This window comes from Pseudomonas sp. E1BtOHC1, assembly GCF_058744285.1.
The window spans coordinates 2,208,175-2,223,153 of the sequence record NZ_CP196023.1 but is presented as its reverse complement, the minus strand read 5'-3'; the positions used below and the strand labels follow the sequence as shown (position 1 = coordinate 2,223,153).

At 61.6% G+C, this 14,979-nt stretch carries 12 protein-coding genes and 2 tRNA genes; 11 read left to right on the top strand and 3 right to left on the bottom strand.

Annotated features, from left to right (window positions below):
* Nucleotides 1–28: 28 nt before the first annotated feature.
* The gene (gene dinB, locus ACSSVC_RS10195; RefSeq protein ID WP_492612246.1) at nt 29–1,096 is read right to left on the bottom strand and encodes a DNA polymerase IV; all 1,068 of its coding nucleotides are present in this window, start codon (nt 1,094–1,096) and stop codon (nt 29–31) included.
* 294 nt (nt 1,097–1,390) lie between these two features.
* Between dinB and ACSSVC_RS10190 the strand changes: the two genes are divergently transcribed.
* The 5 genes from ACSSVC_RS10190 (at nt 1,391) to ACSSVC_RS10170 (ending at nt 6,677) form a co-directional block, all read left to right on the top strand.
* Nucleotides 1,391–1,467, top strand: a tRNA-Met gene (locus ACSSVC_RS10190).
* A gap of 202 nt (nt 1,468–1,669) precedes the next feature.
* Nucleotides 1,670–1,746 (top strand) — tRNA-Met (locus ACSSVC_RS10185).
* A 277-nt stretch (nt 1,747–2,023) separates the two neighbouring features.
* Nucleotides 2,024–4,672 carry a bifunctional lysylphosphatidylglycerol flippase/synthetase MprF gene (gene mprF, locus ACSSVC_RS10180; protein ID WP_492612245.1) on the top strand — a complete coding sequence of 883 codons (2,649 nt, stop codon included), beginning with the start codon at nt 2,024–2,026 and terminating at the stop codon, nt 4,670–4,672.
* A complete protein-coding gene (locus tag ACSSVC_RS10175) occupies nt 4,672–5,970 on the top strand; it encodes a virulence factor family protein (RefSeq protein ID WP_404938426.1) in 1,299 nt (432 codons plus the stop codon). The genes mprF and ACSSVC_RS10175 overlap by 1 nt, the downstream gene beginning before the upstream one ends.
* A gap of 431 nt (nt 5,971–6,401) precedes the next feature.
* Nucleotides 6,402–6,677, top strand: coding sequence for a DUF3077 domain-containing protein (locus tag ACSSVC_RS10170; RefSeq protein ID WP_337154090.1), 276 nt, complete (start codon nt 6,402–6,404; stop codon nt 6,675–6,677).
* Nucleotides 6,678–6,843: 166 nt separating this feature from the next.
* On the opposite strand, the gene ACSSVC_RS10165 is transcribed toward ACSSVC_RS10170, so the two are convergent.
* Nucleotides 6,844–8,685, bottom strand: a complete 1,842-nt coding sequence (locus tag ACSSVC_RS10165; protein ID WP_373873504.1) for a potassium transporter Kup — start codon at nt 8,683–8,685, stop codon at nt 6,844–6,846.
* A gap of 381 nt (nt 8,686–9,066) precedes the next feature.
* Here ACSSVC_RS10165 and rimO point away from each other — a divergent pair, with 381 nt between their 5' ends.
* From rimO to tsaA, 6 genes are all read left to right on the top strand, one after another.
* Nucleotides 9,067–10,404 (top strand): 30S ribosomal protein S12 methylthiotransferase RimO, encoded by a 1,338-nt coding sequence (gene rimO, locus ACSSVC_RS10160; protein WP_011059594.1) that lies wholly within the window; start codon nt 9,067–9,069, stop codon nt 10,402–10,404.
* A 96-nt stretch (nt 10,405–10,500) separates the two neighbouring features.
* On the top strand, nt 10,501–10,974 hold the full coding sequence (locus ACSSVC_RS10155) for a GNAT family N-acetyltransferase (RefSeq protein ID WP_346635876.1): 474 nt from the start codon (nt 10,501–10,503) through the stop codon (nt 10,972–10,974).
* Nucleotides 10,975–11,056: 82 nt separating this feature from the next.
* The gene (locus ACSSVC_RS10150) at nt 11,057–11,767 is read left to right on the top strand and encodes an rRNA pseudouridine synthase (protein WP_446438966.1); all 711 of its coding nucleotides are present in this window, start codon (nt 11,057–11,059) and stop codon (nt 11,765–11,767) included.
* 66 nt (nt 11,768–11,833) lie between these two features.
* Nucleotides 11,834–12,295 carry a YehS family protein gene (locus tag ACSSVC_RS10145; protein ID WP_194237494.1) on the top strand — a complete coding sequence of 154 codons (462 nt, stop codon included), beginning with the start codon at nt 11,834–11,836 and terminating at the stop codon, nt 12,293–12,295.
* Nucleotides 12,296–12,414: 119 nt separating this feature from the next.
* Nucleotides 12,415–13,185, top strand: coding sequence for an SDR family oxidoreductase (locus ACSSVC_RS10140; protein WP_346635877.1), 771 nt, complete (start codon nt 12,415–12,417; stop codon nt 13,183–13,185).
* Between the two features lie 120 nt (nt 13,186–13,305).
* Complete coding sequence (gene tsaA / locus ACSSVC_RS10135) at nt 13,306–14,001, top strand: tRNA (N6-threonylcarbamoyladenosine(37)-N6)-methyltransferase TrmO (protein ID WP_446438967.1); 696 nt, start codon at nt 13,306–13,308, stop codon at nt 13,999–14,001.
* 122 nt (nt 14,002–14,123) lie between these two features.
* On the opposite strand, the gene fpr is transcribed toward tsaA, so the two are convergent.
* Nucleotides 14,124–14,903 (bottom strand): ferredoxin-NADP reductase, encoded by a 780-nt coding sequence (fpr, locus tag ACSSVC_RS10130; RefSeq protein ID WP_003198368.1) that lies wholly within the window; start codon nt 14,901–14,903, stop codon nt 14,124–14,126.
* Between the last annotated feature and the right edge of the window lie 76 nt (nt 14,904–14,979).

The following is a 14,979-nucleotide window of genomic DNA, read 5'->3' as shown; positions in this document are numbered from 1 at the left end:
GACGCCCAATTCGCCAGCCAGCCAGCGCCTACAACACGCCCCGAAACAGCTCCAGCTGTTCGTGACCACCACGTAGATCCTGCAGTCGCACTCCAATCCCCAACAGCCGCACTGGCTTGCCGCCACGCTTGAAGGCCTGGGTCAGCAGCTGCCGATAACTCTCCAGATCCCGTCCGGCCCCCGCCTGCTCAAGAGTGGTCTGGGTAAAGTCGTGGAACTTCACTTTGACGAAGGGTTTGCCCGGCCGATAACTGCTGTCGATACGTGCAATGCGCCCTGCCAGAGTCTCCATCAGCTCCGGTAGTTTCTGCAGGCAGCTATCCAGATCAGGCAGGTCCACGTCGTAAGTGTTTTCCACGCTGATGGACTGCCGCCGGCTGTCATTCTGCACCGGCCGATCATCGATCCCTCGTGCCAGGTTCCACAGCCGCTCGCCGAAACTGCCAAACTCGCGCACCAGGGCCAGCTTGTTCCAATCACGCAACTGCAGGCAGTCGACGATACCCAGGCGCCCCAGTTTGTCCGCCGTGACCTTGCCCACCCCATGCAATTTGCTCACCGGAAGTTCGGAGACAAAATCCTCCACCTGATCCGGGGTAATCACGAACAATCCGTTGGGCTTTTTCCAGTCACTGGCGATCTTGGCCAGGAACTTGTTGGGCGCGACGCCGGCCGACACCGTGATATGCAGCTGATTGGAGACCCGCCGACGAATGTCCTGGGCAATGCGCGTGGCGCTACCGGCGAAGTTCGGGCTATCGGAGACATCCAGATAGGCCTCATCCAGGGACAAGGGTTCGATCAGGTCGGTGTAGTCACGAAAGATCGTATGAATCTCTTTCGATGCCTCGCGATAGGCATCCATGCGCGGCTTGACGATCTCCAGGTCCGGGCACAGCGTCAGCGCATGCCGCGACGACATGGCCGAGCGCACGCCATAGGCCCGCGCCTCGTAGTTGCAGGTGGCGATCACCCCGCGTCGATCTGCGGAACCACCCACTGCCAGCGGCTTGCCGGCCAGTTGCGGGTCGTCGCGCATTTCGATGGCGGCGTAGAAGCAATCACAGTCAATGTGGATGATTTTGCGCTGCATCATATAAAGGCAGAGATCATTAAAGGCCGACGTTGGAATCAAAGCGGGCAGCCAGTATCTACCGACACCTGTATATAGCACCAGTACCTTGCATCTCAGATCAACGAGCACAGCGGCGGAGTGAATTTATTTTCTCAATGACCACAAACTCATCAATAGAGCTACAAGCCACGTTTTACCTAGGTCGAAGCCTCCTAAAACACCTCAGGCCGGACGCTAAGCGATTGAACCGGAAGCCTTTTTTAAAATTTATTGATTGACAGCATCTCGCGACGCTGTAGAATTCGCCCACACAGACGCGGGATGGAGCAGTCTGGTAGCTCGTCGGGCTCATAACCCGAAGGTCGTCGGTTCAAATCCGGCTCCCGCAACCAAACATCAAAAAAGGCTACTCGAAAGAGTGGCCTTTTTTGTGCGTGGCTGTTTTGTACTGCGCCCTCTCAAACATGGCACAAGCAAAACTCTTTAGCTGTCGATGACTTAAGAGACAGAACTGGCCATTCGACGTTTATTTGACCTATTGGACCATTAACGGTTGACACTCAGTCGTTCGCCTGTAGAATGCCGCCACACAGACGCGGGATGGAGCAGTCTGGTAGCTCGTCGGGCTCATAACCCGAAGGTCGTCGGTTCAAATCCGGCTCCCGCAACCAAACATCAAAAAAGGCTGCTCGAAAGAGTGGCCTTTTTTGTATCTGTTGAAAAAGTCCTTTCGCAACAATGACCTGGCAAAGTGTTGCGAGCCGTTAGCGATGCTTCGACCCTTCAAGATGCGAGCTATGCTCTGTCTCGAGCGACCACCCGGTGGCCATTGCCCAGGGTCGCCGGGCCACGGTGAGACGCGTTAATATTTGAAACTATTTTTTCTACAGGGATTGGTAACTTGGCTGGATACCCCCATCCTGTCGCGCACAATCCACGAGGTGATTGATGCGCGCCAACACGTCTGATTCACAAGACAGCGATACCACTACCGCCACTCAACCTGTGACAGCCACTCGCTTGCGCTGGCTGGACCTGTTGAGCAAGTACCGCCAACCCCTGGGCCTGGCCATAACCCTGCTGCTGTTCGCCATTGCCCTGATCGCTTGCCGTCACCTGCTCAGCGAGCTGGACTTCTACGCCCTGCACGACTCGATCCTCGAGGTGCCCAAGCCGGCCCTGCTCGGCGCCTTGGGCGCGACCATCGTCGGCTTCATCATTCTGCTGGGGTACGAGTGGTCCGCCAGCCGTTACGCCGGGGTCAACCTGCCCGGCCGCACCCTGGCCCTGGGCGGCTTCACCGCTTTCGCCATCGGCAACGCCATCGGTCTGTCGCTGCTATCCGGCGGTTCGGTACGTTATCGCCTGTATGCACGTCACGGGCTGGGGGCCTCCGACGTTGCACACATGACCCTGTTTGCCAGCCTCTCTCTGGGTTGTGCCTTGCCACCGCTGGCGGCCCTGGCCACCCTGAGCAACTTGCCGGCAGCCTCGGCGGCCCTGCGCCTGCCTGAAAGCCTGCTGGCCGGCATTGCCATTGCCGTCCTGCTGCTGGGCGCGGTACTGGCGGTCGGTATCTATCGCCGACGCCTGCCGGAGCAGCCCCTGCGCGACAACCTGCTGGTCCGGGTCGGGCGCCGCACCCTGCGCCTGCCTGGACGCCGCCTGACCTTCCTGCAACTGATCATCACCGCCCTGGACGTCGCCGCAGCCGCCACCGTGCTCTACCTGCTGCTGCCGGAGGCACCGCCGTTCGGCGCCTTCCTGCTGGTGTACCTGCTGGCCCTGGCCGCTGGTGTGCTCAGCCATGTGCCCGGCGGCGTCGGGGTGTTCGAAGCCATCCTGCTGGCGGCGTTCGCCGACAAGCTCGGTGCCGCGCCCCTGGCGGCAGCATTGCTGCTGTATCGCCTGATCTACGTGGTGCTGCCGATGCTGGCGGCCTGCGTCCTGCTGCTGATCAACGAAGCCCAGCGCCTGTTCCAGACCCGGCAATCCCTGCGGGTAGCTTCCGGCTTGGCGGCGCCGATCCTGGCGGTGCTGGTGTTCCTCTCGGGCGTGGTGCTGCTGTTCTCCGGCGCCACCCCGGAAATCGATACCCGTCTGCAGCACATCGGTTTCCTGATTCCCCACCGCCTGGTGGACGCTTCGCACTTCGGCGCCAGCCTGATCGGCGTGCTCTGCCTGCTGCTGGCCCAAGGCCTGCGCCGGCGCCTGTCCGCCGCCTGGATGCTCACCACCATTCTGTTGCTGGTGGGCGCCCTGCTCTCGCTGCTTAAAGGCTTTGACTGGGAAGAAGCCTGCCTGATGACCCTCACTGCCAGCCTGCTGGCCGTATTCCGGCGCTCGTTCTATCGCCCCAGCCGGCTCACCGAACTGCCCTTCTCGCCGCTGTACCTGGTGGCCAGCGTCTGCGTGCTCGGTGCCTCCATCTGGCTGCTGCTGTTCGCCTATCAGGACGTGCCCTACAGCCACCAACTGTGGTGGCAGTTCACCCTCGACGCCGACGCCCCCCGGGGCCTGCGCTCGCTGTTGGGAGCTGCGGTGCTGTTGCTGGTGGTGTCCCTGACCTGGCTGCTGCGCACCGCACGCCCGGTCATCCACCTGCCCACCAGCGACGAGCTGGACAAGGCCGCGAAGATCCTCATGGCCTCCTCTCAACCCGATGGTGGCCTGGCCCTGACCGGGGACAAGGCGCTGCTGTTCCACCCCAACGACGACGCCTTCCTGATGTACGCTCGCCGCGGCCGCAGCCTGGTAGCGCTGTACGACCCCATCGGCCCGACCCAGCAGCGCGCGGAAATGATCTGGCAGTTCCGCGACCTGTGCGACCTGCACCACGCGCGCCCGGTGTTCTACCAGGTACGGGCGGAGAACCTGCCCTACTACATGGACATCGGCCTGACCGCGATCAAGCTCGGTGAAGAGGCCCGGGTTGACCTCAAGCGCTTTGATCTCGAAGCCAAGGGCAAAGAGATGAAGGACCTGCGCTACACCTGGAACCGTGGCACCCGCGACGGCCTGTCGCTGGAGATCCACGAACCCGGCCAAGCGCCGATGGACGAGCTGAAGGTGATCTCCGACGCCTGGCTGACCGGCAAGAATGTCCGCGAGAAAGGCTTCTCCCTGGGCCGTTTCAGCGACGACTACCTGAAGCACTTCCGCATCGCCATCATTCGTTTTGAAGGACGCCCGGTGGCCTTCGCCAACCTGCTCGAGACCTACGGCCATGACCTGGCCAGCCTCGACTTGATGCGCGCGCACCCGGACGCGCCGAAGCTGACCATGGAGTTCATGATGGTCGGCCTGATCCAGCATTATAAAAATCATGGATACGCCCGCTTCAGCCTGGGCATGGTGCCGCTGTCCGGCCTGCAACCCCGCCGTGGCGCACCGCTGACCCAACGCCTCGGCTCGATGGTCTTCCGTCGCGGCGAGCAACTGTATAACTTCCAAGGCTTGCGCCGCTTCAAAGACAAGTTCCAGCCCGACTGGGAACCCCGTTACATGGCCGTGCCGGCCGGGCTCGACCCGCTGGTGGCACTGGCCGACACCGCCGCCCTGATCGCAGGCGGCCTGACTGGATTGGTGAAACGCTGATGATTCAACGCTCTTGGCGGTATCTGCTGGCCACACTGGTGGTGCTGGCTTTGATTGCGGGTGGCGGCTACTGGTGGTGGAACCGTCCCGCCCCTGAACCCACCCTGGAACAACTGACCCAGGCCGACGGTTCGACCCTGACCCGAGTGACCCCAGGCACCAAGGCCAAGGCCCGGGTAGTGGTGGCGGTGCTGCCTGATTCGACCCTGACCGACAAACAACTGCTGGCCCTGAGCCGCAGCGGCGCGGCGCAGATCGTCCAGGTGATCCTGCCCAAGGACGATTGCAAACTGCAGGAACAAGCCCTGCAAAGTGCCCTGCCCCAGCTCAACGGCCCAGCCACCCTGGTCAGCGGCATTGGCCCGGGCGCCGCCCTGGCCTGGCGCTGGATCGCCTCCCAGAACGACGACAAGGCCCAGGCAGTGTCAGTTGGCTTCACCATCAACCCGGCCCCGGGCTGCACCGATCCGTTGCCCAAGACCCTGGCCCACGGCCATTGGCTGGTGGCCTGGAACGACAACCCCGACGATGAAAGCGCCGGTTTCGTCCGCGACACCCCCAACGCCACCACCAGCATCAGCGACTACGACATTCACCTGCCGCAAGTGCTGAACAATGAGCTGCGCAAGCTGCTGGTGGGTTCGGAAAACGGCGGCCTGAACATTCCCGTGGTGGAAGTCCCGGCCGGCCAGACCAAGGACACCGTGACCCTATTCCTCTCCGGCGACGGCGGCTGGCGCGACCTGGACCGTGACGTGGCGGGTGAAATGGCCAAGATCGGCTACCCGGTGGTGGGCATCGACACCCTGCGCTACTACTGGCAGCACAAGACGCCTGAGCAAAGCGCCGTCGACCTCACCGAGCTGATGCAACACTACCGGCAGAAGTGGGGCACCAAGCGCTTCGTGCTGACCGGCTACTCCTTCGGCGCCGACGTGCTGCCAGCGATCTACAACCGCCTGCCGGAAGCCGAACAGCAGCGCATCGACGCCATTATCCTGCTGGCCTTCGCCCGTACCGGCAGCTTCGAGATCGAAGTCGAAGGCTGGCTGGGCAATGCCGGCAAGGAAGCCGCCACCGGCCCGGAAATGGCCAAGCTCCCCGCCGCCAAGGTGGTGTGCATCTACGGTGAGGAAGAAGTCGACGAAAGCGGTTGCACCGACAAGACTGCGGTCGGTGAAGCCATGAAGCTGCCGGGCGGCCATCACTTCGATGAGAACTACCCGGCGCTGGCCAAGCGCCTGGTGGACGCCATCGAAAAGCGCCAGACCAAGGATCAGGCCACCGCTCAAGAGTGAGCTGAGCCTAGCCCGACAAAGCCCCCGCAGCCTCAGGTTGCAGGGGCTTTTTTACATCAGCTGTCTAGTTGCCTCGTTGAAGCGCGCGTAATGGCGGATGACTCCCGCGCAGCTTGTAGGCAAACTCCGAGAGTTGTGTAGGGGGTGCGTTTTGGGCACTTTGCTGCCTTGTTGGCCTGCGGTTCGACGGGCTAGGCTCCGGGTGTCGCTGATCCTTCAGCGGCCGGGCTTGGAAACCCGAAGAGTTAAGCGCAACAGCACCCCGTCACGACTGCAGCGGTTTACCGCTGCAGTTCTGTGTTATGGCAGCTGTGCGTGGGACGCCTTTAGGCGTGCCGGTTCTTAACTCCCGGTTTTCCAACCCGCGCACAGCTGCCACCCATTCGCTTGGAAACGAACGTGGCAACTTCTTTGAGTTAAGGAGTATGACCATGAGCCAAACAAGTCCACCTGCACCTCGTGAACTGAAAACCGTCGGCCTCACACCTTTCATCTATCGCTCCGACCTGCCGCTGTTTCAGGTCAGCCCCGGCCTCCCCATCGGCGAAGCCCTGGCCCAAGCCTCCGACCTGCTGTCCCTGGCCAAGGCCTTTGCCGAGGACGCTGCCTACAGCAAGGACAGCGACCGCCACGCCTGGGCGGCGCACTACCTGACCACCATCGGCAAGGCGGTCGTGGACGATGTGGTGCAGGCGCTAGCCGCGTAAAGGCCGGGGCGGTCGCGCGGTCAGTAGGCTCTGGAAGAAACCGTTCAGGCATCAGTATCGATGTCGATGCCCAGTCCGTCATCGCGAGCAAGCTCGCTCCTACAGGGCCGTGAAACGAAAAAGCCCCCGCTGCCGCAAGGCAACGGGGGCTTTTGTCTGGTCAGGATTACATCTCGACCTGAGTACCCAGTTCGATCACCCGGTTCACCGGCAGTTTGAAGAAGCGCAGGTTGCCGTTGGCGTTCTTCAACATGAAGGCGAACAACGCTTCGCGCCAGCGGGCCATGCCCACCAGTTTGGAGGCGATCACGGTCTCACGACTGAGGAAGTAGGTGGTGCGCATGGGACTGAAGTCCAGCTCGTCCAGGTGGCACAGTTTCAGGGCTTCCGGGACGTCCGGTTCATCGGTGAAACCAAAGTGCAGGATCACCCGGAAGAAGCCTTCGCCGTAGGAATCCACCTCGAAGCGCCGCTGTGCAGGTACACGCGGAATATCCTCGTAAACCACCGTCAACAGCACCACTTGTTCGTGCAGCACCTGGTTATGCAGCAGGTTGTGCAGCAAGGCGTGGGGCACGGCGTCCGGACGGGCGGTAAGGAACACGGCGGTGCCTTGTACCCGATGTGGCGGCTGTACGCGGATGCTGCCGATAAAGATTGGCAGCGGCAGCCCACCTTCGTCCAAGCGATCCACCAGCAATTCCTTGCCGCGCTTCCAGGTGGTCATGAGGATGAACAGCACGATCCCCGCCAGTACCGGGAAGGCACCGCCCTGGAAGATCTTCGGCACGTTGGCAGCGAAAAACAGACCGTCCACCAGGAGGAATCCCACCAGAAGCGGCACCACCAGCATCGGCGGCCACTTCCACAGCAGCAGGATCACTGCCGACACCAGGATGCTGGTAATCAGCATGGTCCCGGTCACCGCCACGCCGTAGGCCGAAGCCAGGGCACCGGAGGACTCGAAACCGAGCACCAGCAGGATCACACCCACCATCAGCGCCCAGTTCACCGCGCCGATGTAGATCTGCCCCTGCTCGGCGCTGGAAGTGTGCTGAATGTGCATCCGCGGGATGTAACCCAGCTGGATTGCTTGGCGAGTCAGGGAGAAGGCCCCGGAAATCACCGCCTGAGACGCGATCACTGTGGCCAGAGTGGCCAGCACCACCAGCGGAATCAGGGCCCAGCTCGGCGCCAGCAGGTAGAAGGGGTTGCGGGCGGCTTCAGGGTTCTCCAGCAGCAGCGCGCCCTGGCCAAAGTAGTTCAGCACCAGCGCCGGCAGTACCAGGGCAAACCAGGCCCGAGCAATGGGCTTGCGCCCGAAGTGCCCCATGTCGGCATACAAGGCTTCGGCACCGGTCAATGCCAGAACCACCGCCCCGAGGATGGCGACCCCCATGCCCGGATGGACAATGAAGAAGCGCACGCCCCACATCGGGTTCAACGCCTGCAACACTTCCGGGTGCTGGAGAATGCCATTGACCCCCAGCCCGCCCAGGACCACGAACCAGGCCACCATCACCGGGCCAAACAGCTTGCCGATGCGATCAGTGCCGTGTTTCTGGATCAGGAACAAGGCCACCAGTACCACCAGCGCCATTGGCACCACCCAGTGTTCCAGGCCGCTGAATGCCAGCTCCAGGCCCTCGACCGCCGACAGCACGGAAATCGCCGGGGTGATCATGCTGTCGCCATAGAACAGCGCCGCCCCGATCAGGCCCAGAATCACCAGCATCGAACGCAAGCGTGGATAGGAACCGGAAGCCCGCCTGGCCAGCGCGGTCAGGGCCATGATGCCGCCCTCGCCCTGGTTGTCGGCCCGCAGGACGAACAGTACGTACTTGATCGAGACGACCCAGACCAACGACCAGAAAATCAGGGCCAGGATGCCAAACACCCCGTCATGATTGACCTGAACCCCATAATGGCCGGCAAACACCTCCTTGAGGGTGTAGAGCGGACTGGTGCCGATATCGCCATACACCACCCCGACCGCCGCCACCAGCATTCCCAGAGGCTTGCCCCCGGAGTGCTCGCCACTCGCCGCCTGACTACTTGCCTGACCCATCAATGACTCCTACTACTCAAGACCGGGGCTTCTTATATAGAAAGCGCAAGGTTATACAAGCGCTATTCTCTTAAGTTGCGCAGTTTGCCATGTAATTTGCAGATTCTTATTACCACTAAGGCGCCAACTAACGCCGTATGAAAGCAACCGGGCATAACGGGACGAAGCATAGTCCAGCGCTGGTCGTATTTCCCCTGCATAAAGCTGGTCAAGCGCGTCGACCATCGCTAGAATTGCGCACTTTTTGATCAGAGGCGCAGCCAGCGCCCAACCGTCGCACTTGCCCCCCAAGTGGCTCGACACCCAATACCGAGGTTAGACATGTCCACCCCCTCCGCGCCGGCCAACCCGAAAGTCGGCTTCGTATCCCTGGGTTGCCCAAAAGCTCTGGTCGACTCCGAGCGCATCCTTACTCAACTGCGCATGGAAGGCTATGACGTTGTGTCCACCTACCAGGACGCCGATGTCGTGGTGGTCAACACCTGCGGTTTCATCGACTCGGCCAAGGCCGAATCCCTGGAAGTGATCGGCGAAGCCATCAAGGAAAACGGCAAGGTCATCGTCACCGGCTGCATGGGCGTGGAAGAAGGCAATATCCGTGACGTGCACCCTAGCGTGCTGGCGGTCACCGGTCCGCAACAGTACGAGCAGGTGGTCAACGCCGTGCACGAAGTGGTGCCACCGAAACAGGACCACAACCCGCTGATCGATCTGGTGCCGCCACAAGGCATCAAGCTGACCCCGCGACACTACGCCTACCTGAAGATTTCCGAAGGCTGCAACCACAGCTGCAGCTTCTGCATCATCCCGTCGATGCGCGGCAAGCTGGTCAGCCGCCCAGTGGGCGATGTGCTCGACGAGGCTCAGCGTCTGGTTAAATCCGGGGTCAAGGAACTGCTGGTGATCTCCCAAGACACCAGCGCCTACGGCGTCGACGTCAAATACCGCACCGGGTTCTGGAACGGCGCGCCGGTGAAGACCCGCATGACCGAACTGTGCGAGGCCCTGAGCACCCTGGGCGTCTGGGTGCGCCTGCACTACGTGTACCCGTACCCGCACGTTGACGAGCTGATCCCGCTGATGGCCGCCGGCAAGATCCTGCCGTACCTGGATATCCCGTTCCAGCACGCCAGCCCGAAAGTGCTCAAGGCCATGAAACGTCCGGCCTTCGAAGACAAGACCCTGGCGCGAATCAAGAACTGGCGCGAGATCTGCCCCGAGCTGATCATCCGTTCGACCTTTATCGTCGGCTTCCCTGGCGAAACCGAGGAAGACTTCCAGTACCTGCTGAACTGGCTGACCGAAGCCCAGCTGGACCGCGTCGGCTGCTTCCAGTACTCGCCGGTGGAAGGCGCACCGGCCAACGACCTGGACCTGGAAGTGGTCCCGGACGAGGTCAAGCAGGACCGCTGGGAGCGCTTCATGGCGCACCAGCAGGAAATCAGCTCGGCACGCCTGCAACAGCGCATCGGCAAGGAAATCGAAGTGCTGATCGATGAAGTCGACGAGAATGGCGCCGTGGGCCGCTGCTTCTTCGATGCGCCGGAAATCGACGGCAACGTGTTCATCGACGGTGCAGGCGACCTGAAGCCGGGTGACAAGGTCTGGTGCCGGGTCACCGACGCCGACGAATACGACCTCTGGGCCGAAACCCTGTAAGGCGTAAAAAAACTGCCAAGCCCCGCTCTCGCGACGAGATGCGGGGCTTTTTTCGGTCTATCGTTAGCCCTTGCCAATCACATCAGGGGCAGCGGCATGCGCCACCACTCGGTCATCCACACACCGAAACTCAGCGACTACCCGGAACTGGTCCGCGTCTGGGAAGACTCGGTGCGCGCCACCCACGACTTTCTCCCGGACAGCTATATAGAGCTGCTGAGAAAGCTGGTGCTGACCCGCTACCTGGATGCGGTAATGCTGATCTGTACCCGGGATCAGCGGCAACGCATCACCGGTTTCGCAGGCGTGGCGGCAGGCAAGATCGAGATGCTGTTCATCGACCCGGCCCATCGCGGCCAGGGCCTGGGCCGGCACCTGCTGCACTACGCAGTGGAACACCTGAATGCTCAGCAACTGGACGTCAATGAACAGAACCCCCAGGCCCTGGGCTTCTACTTCAAGCAAGGCTTCGAAGTGGTCGGCCGCTCTGAGCAGGACGGTATGGGCCAGCCTTACCCGTTGTTGCACATGCGCCTGAAACAACCACAACTGCAGGCCCGACGCGGCTAAAAGCCACAGCGGGCAAATGGACCCGCGATTAACCGGCGCCAGGCAGGTACAATAGCTGCCCTCTTTTGTTACGGCCCCTGTCATGACTGACCCGATTCGTCTCTCCAAACGCCTCATCGAACTGGTCGGCTGCTCCCGCCGGGAGGCTGAGCTGTTCATCGAGGGCGGCTGGGTCACCGTAGACGGCGAAGTCATCGACGAACCGCAGTTCAAGGTCGGCGCGCAAAAGGTCGTCCTCGACCCCGAGGCCAAGGCCACTGCCCCGGAGCCGGTGACCATTCTGCTCAATATGCCCGCCGGCCAGGACCTGGACAGCGCCCTGGCATCCATCGGCGCCGACAGCCTGTCGGATGAGCACCGCTACGGCAAACGTCCGCTACGCGGGCACTTCCTGCGCCTGACCGCCAGTGAAGACCTGCAGCCCAACGCCAGTGGCCTGCTGGTGTTCACCCAGGACTGGAAAGTGCTGCGCAAACTGACGGCCGATGCGGCCAAGATCGAGCAGGAATACGTGGTCGAGGTCGCAGGCGAGATGATCGATCACGGCCTCAACCGCCTGAACCACGGCCTGACCTACAAAGGCCGCGAGCTGCCACCGGTCAAGGCCAGCTGGCAGAACGAAAACCGCCTGCGCTTCGCCATGAAGAATCCGCAGCCAGGCGTGATCGCGCTGTTTTGCCAAGCCGTCGGCCTCAAGGTCGTCGCCATTCGCCGCATCCGGATCGGCGGCGTGTCCATCGGCAAAGTGCCACTGGGCCAGTGGCGCTACCTGTCGACCAAAGAGAAGTTCTAAAACCTCCCCCATTCAGACGCCGTGCCCTGGCGCGGCGCTCCACGCGCATTGATCAGGACTGTAACCATGATTCATAACGATGTACTGCGCAGCGTGCGCTACATGCTCGATATCAGCGACAAGAAGGTCGTGGAAATCATCAAACTCACCGGTTTCAAGGTCAGCCTGGACGACATCGTCAGCTACCTGAAGAAGGACGAGGAAGAAGGCTTCGTGCACTGCCCGGACGAAGTCATGGCGCATTTCCTCGACGGCCTGGTGATCTTCAAGCGCGGCAAGGATGAAAGCCGTCCGCCGCTGCCGATCGAACTGCCGGTGACCAACAACATCATCCTGAAGAAGCTGCGCGTAGCCTTCGAACTCAAGGAAGACGACATGCACGCCGTGCTCAAGGCCGCCGACTTCCCAGTGTCCAAGCCCGAACTCAGCGCGCTGTTTCGCAAATTCGGCCACACCAACTACCGTCCCTGCGGCGACCAGTTGCTGCGCAACTTTCTCAAGGGCCTGACCCTGCGAGTACGCGGCTGAGCGTCGACGCACACCGTCAGCGCCTCTGATGAGCCGCTATTGCGCAAGACAATAGTGGCTCCGCGACGAACGCCTGAAGACTAGGGTAGGCACACACCCACATCCCCTCAGGACTCGTCATGCATCCCTACTTTTCCCTGCAAGGCCGCACCGCCCTGGTGACCGGTGGCACTCGTGGCATCGGCAAGATGATCGCCAAGGCCTTCGTCGAGGCCGGCGCCCGGGTCTATATCTGTGCCCGTGATCCCGAGGCCTGCCGGCAAACCGCCGAGGAACTGGCAGCGTTTGGCGACTGCCGGGGACTGGCCGCCAACCTGGCCAGCGAAGAAGGCGTGCAGCAACTCGCCGCCGCACTGGGCCAGCAACTGGACGCTCTGGACATTCTGGTGAACAACGCTGGCACCACTTGGGGCGCGCCCCTGGAAAGCTACCCGGCCAAGGGCTGGGAGAAGGTCATGCAGTTGAACGTGACCTCGGTGTTCAGTTGTATCCAGCAACTGCTGCCGCTGCTGCGCGGGGCCGGCTCGGCGGCCAATCCGGCGCGCATCATCAACATTGGCTCGGTGGCCGGGATCAGCTCCTTTGGCGAACAGGCCTACGCCTATGGTCCGAGCAAGGCGGCCCTGCACCAGATGTCGCGCATTCTGGCCCGGGAGCTAGTGAGCCAGCACATCAACGTCAATGTCATCGCTCCGGGACGTTTCCCCAGCAAGATGACCCAGCACATCGGCAATGATGAACAGGCCCTGGCCGAGGATACGGCGTTGATCCCGATGAAGCGCTGGGGCCGGGAAGAAGAAATGGCGGCCCTGGCTATCAGCCTGGCGAGCACCGCGGGGGCTTACATGACCGGGAATGTCATTCCTCTGGATGGTGGGTTCAGTCTCTGATCGGTGTCGTGTGCTTCGCCGGCAAGCCGGCTCCTACGGATGGCGCTGGGCGTTGTAGGAGCTGGCTTGCCAGCGAACGGGTTATCATGGCTCCCCCTCTCCCAGCCTCGACCCCAGAACATGACCTACAGCGTTTCTCCCATCGGTTTCGTGCGTTCCTGTTTCAAGGAGAAGTTCGCCATCCCGCGCCAGCCGCAACTGGCACCCGCCGCCCGTGGGGTAGTGGAATTGGTGGCGCCCTTCGATCAGGGCGATGCGGTGCAGGGGCTGGAGCAAGTCAGTCATGTCTGGCTGCTGTTCCTGTTTCACCAGGCCCTGGAGGAGAAACCCCGGCTCAAGGTGCGCCCACCGCGCCTGGGGGGCAACAAGTCCATGGGGGTCTTCGCCACACGCGCTACCCACAGGCCCAACGGTATTGGCCAGTCGGTGGTCAAGCTGGACAAGGTCGAGGCCAATCGCCTGTGGATCTCTGGCATCGACCTGCTGGACGGCACACCAATCCTCGACATCAAACCCTACGTGCCCTACGCCGACATCATTGCCACGGCGAGCAATGAGATCGCTAGTGCTGCACCACAGTTGATTCCAGTGCAGTGGCAGGACAATGCCCTGCAACAGGCCAAGACCCAAGCTCAGCGTCTGCAGGAGCCCTTGGTAGAACTCATCGAGCAGTGTCTGGCCCAGGACCCGCGCCCGGCCTATCAGGTGCCCACTGCCGAGCGGGAATACGGTGCGCAGTTCTGGGACTTGGATGTGCGCTGGCATTACCCCGAGCCTGGGCTGATCCGGGTGTTGGAAGTGGTCCTCGCCGGCTGAACCCTGGAAACGAAAAAGCCCGCGTTGCCTTTTCAGGCAACGCGGGCTTTTTTGTGTCTGGGAGCACCCGCCCAGTCAGCACGGATGCGCTGCCTGGGCGGTCTTCGCGAGCAAGCTCGTTCCTACTTTTCGACGAAAGCGCGCTCGATCAGGTAGTCACCCGGCTCGCGCATGCGCGGTGAAACGGTCAGGCCGAAGCTGTTGAGCACTTCACTGGTTTCATCCAGCATGCTCGGGCTACCGCACAGCATGGCGCGGTCGTCCTGGGGGTTGATCGGCGGCAGGCCGATGTCGCGGAACAGTTTGCCGCTGCGCATCAGGTCGGTCAGGCGGCCTTCGTTCTCGAACGGCTCACGGGTCACGGTGGGGTAGTAGATCAACTTCTCACGCAGTGCTTCGCCGAAGAACTCGTTCTGCGGCAGATGCTCGGTAATGAATTCACGGTAGGCGACTTCGTTGACGTAGCGTACGCCGTGGCACAGGATCACTTTTTCGAAACGCTCGTAGGTTTCCGGATCCTGGATCACGCTCATGAATGGCGCCAGGCCGGTACCAGTGCTGAGCAGGTACAGATGTTTGCCCGGTTTCAAGTCATCCAGTACCAGGGTACCGGTTGGCTTCTTGCTGATGATGATCTCGTCGCCTTCCTTCAAATGCTGCAATTGGGAAGTCAACGGACCGTCTGGAACCTTGATGCTGAAAAATTCGAGATGCTCTTCCCAGTTCGGGCTGGCAATGGAGTAGGCACGCATAAGCGGACGGCCATTGGGCTGTTGCAGGCCGATCATCACGAACTGACCGTTCTCGAAGCGCAAACCCGGATCGCGGGTGCACTTGAAGCTGAACAGAGTGTCATTCCAGTGATGAACACTGAGGACACGCTCGTGGTTCATGTTGCTCATGTACGGGGGCTCCTAGAAATTGCCTGCGCTGACCATGAGCGCAATTGCACAGCATTCTAATGGCGGCGACAATATC

Coding starts and splice junctions, on each gene's coding strand:
- ACSSVC_RS10165 (WP_373873504.1), bottom strand. CDS start 8,685: ATGCTGGTGGCGGCGGTCGGGGTGGTGTATGGCGATATCGGCACCAGT.
- ACSSVC_RS10155 (WP_346635876.1), top strand. CDS start 10,501: ATGCGCCACCACTCGGTCATCCACACACCGAAACTCAGCGACTACCCG.
- dinB (WP_492612246.1), bottom strand. CDS start 1,096: ATGATGCAGCGCAAAATCATCCACATTGACTGTGATTGCTTCTACGCC.
- ACSSVC_RS10175 (WP_404938426.1), top strand. CDS start 4,672: ATGATTCAACGCTCTTGGCGGTATCTGCTGGCCACACTGGTGGTGCTG.
- ACSSVC_RS10140 (WP_346635877.1), top strand. CDS start 12,415: ATGCATCCCTACTTTTCCCTGCAAGGCCGCACCGCCCTGGTGACCGGT.
- mprF (WP_492612245.1), top strand. CDS start 2,024: ATGCGCGCCAACACGTCTGATTCACAAGACAGCGATACCACTACCGCC.
- tsaA (WP_446438967.1), top strand. CDS start 13,306: ATGACCTACAGCGTTTCTCCCATCGGTTTCGTGCGTTCCTGTTTCAAG.
- rimO (WP_011059594.1), top strand. CDS start 9,067: ATGTCCACCCCCTCCGCGCCGGCCAACCCGAAAGTCGGCTTCGTATCC.
- ACSSVC_RS10150 (WP_446438966.1), top strand. CDS start 11,057: ATGACTGACCCGATTCGTCTCTCCAAACGCCTCATCGAACTGGTCGGC.
- ACSSVC_RS10145 (WP_194237494.1), top strand. CDS start 11,834: ATGATTCATAACGATGTACTGCGCAGCGTGCGCTACATGCTCGATATC.
- fpr (WP_003198368.1), bottom strand. CDS start 14,903: ATGAGCAACATGAACCACGAGCGTGTCCTCAGTGTTCATCACTGGAAT.
- ACSSVC_RS10170 (WP_337154090.1), top strand. CDS start 6,402: ATGAGCCAAACAAGTCCACCTGCACCTCGTGAACTGAAAACCGTCGGC.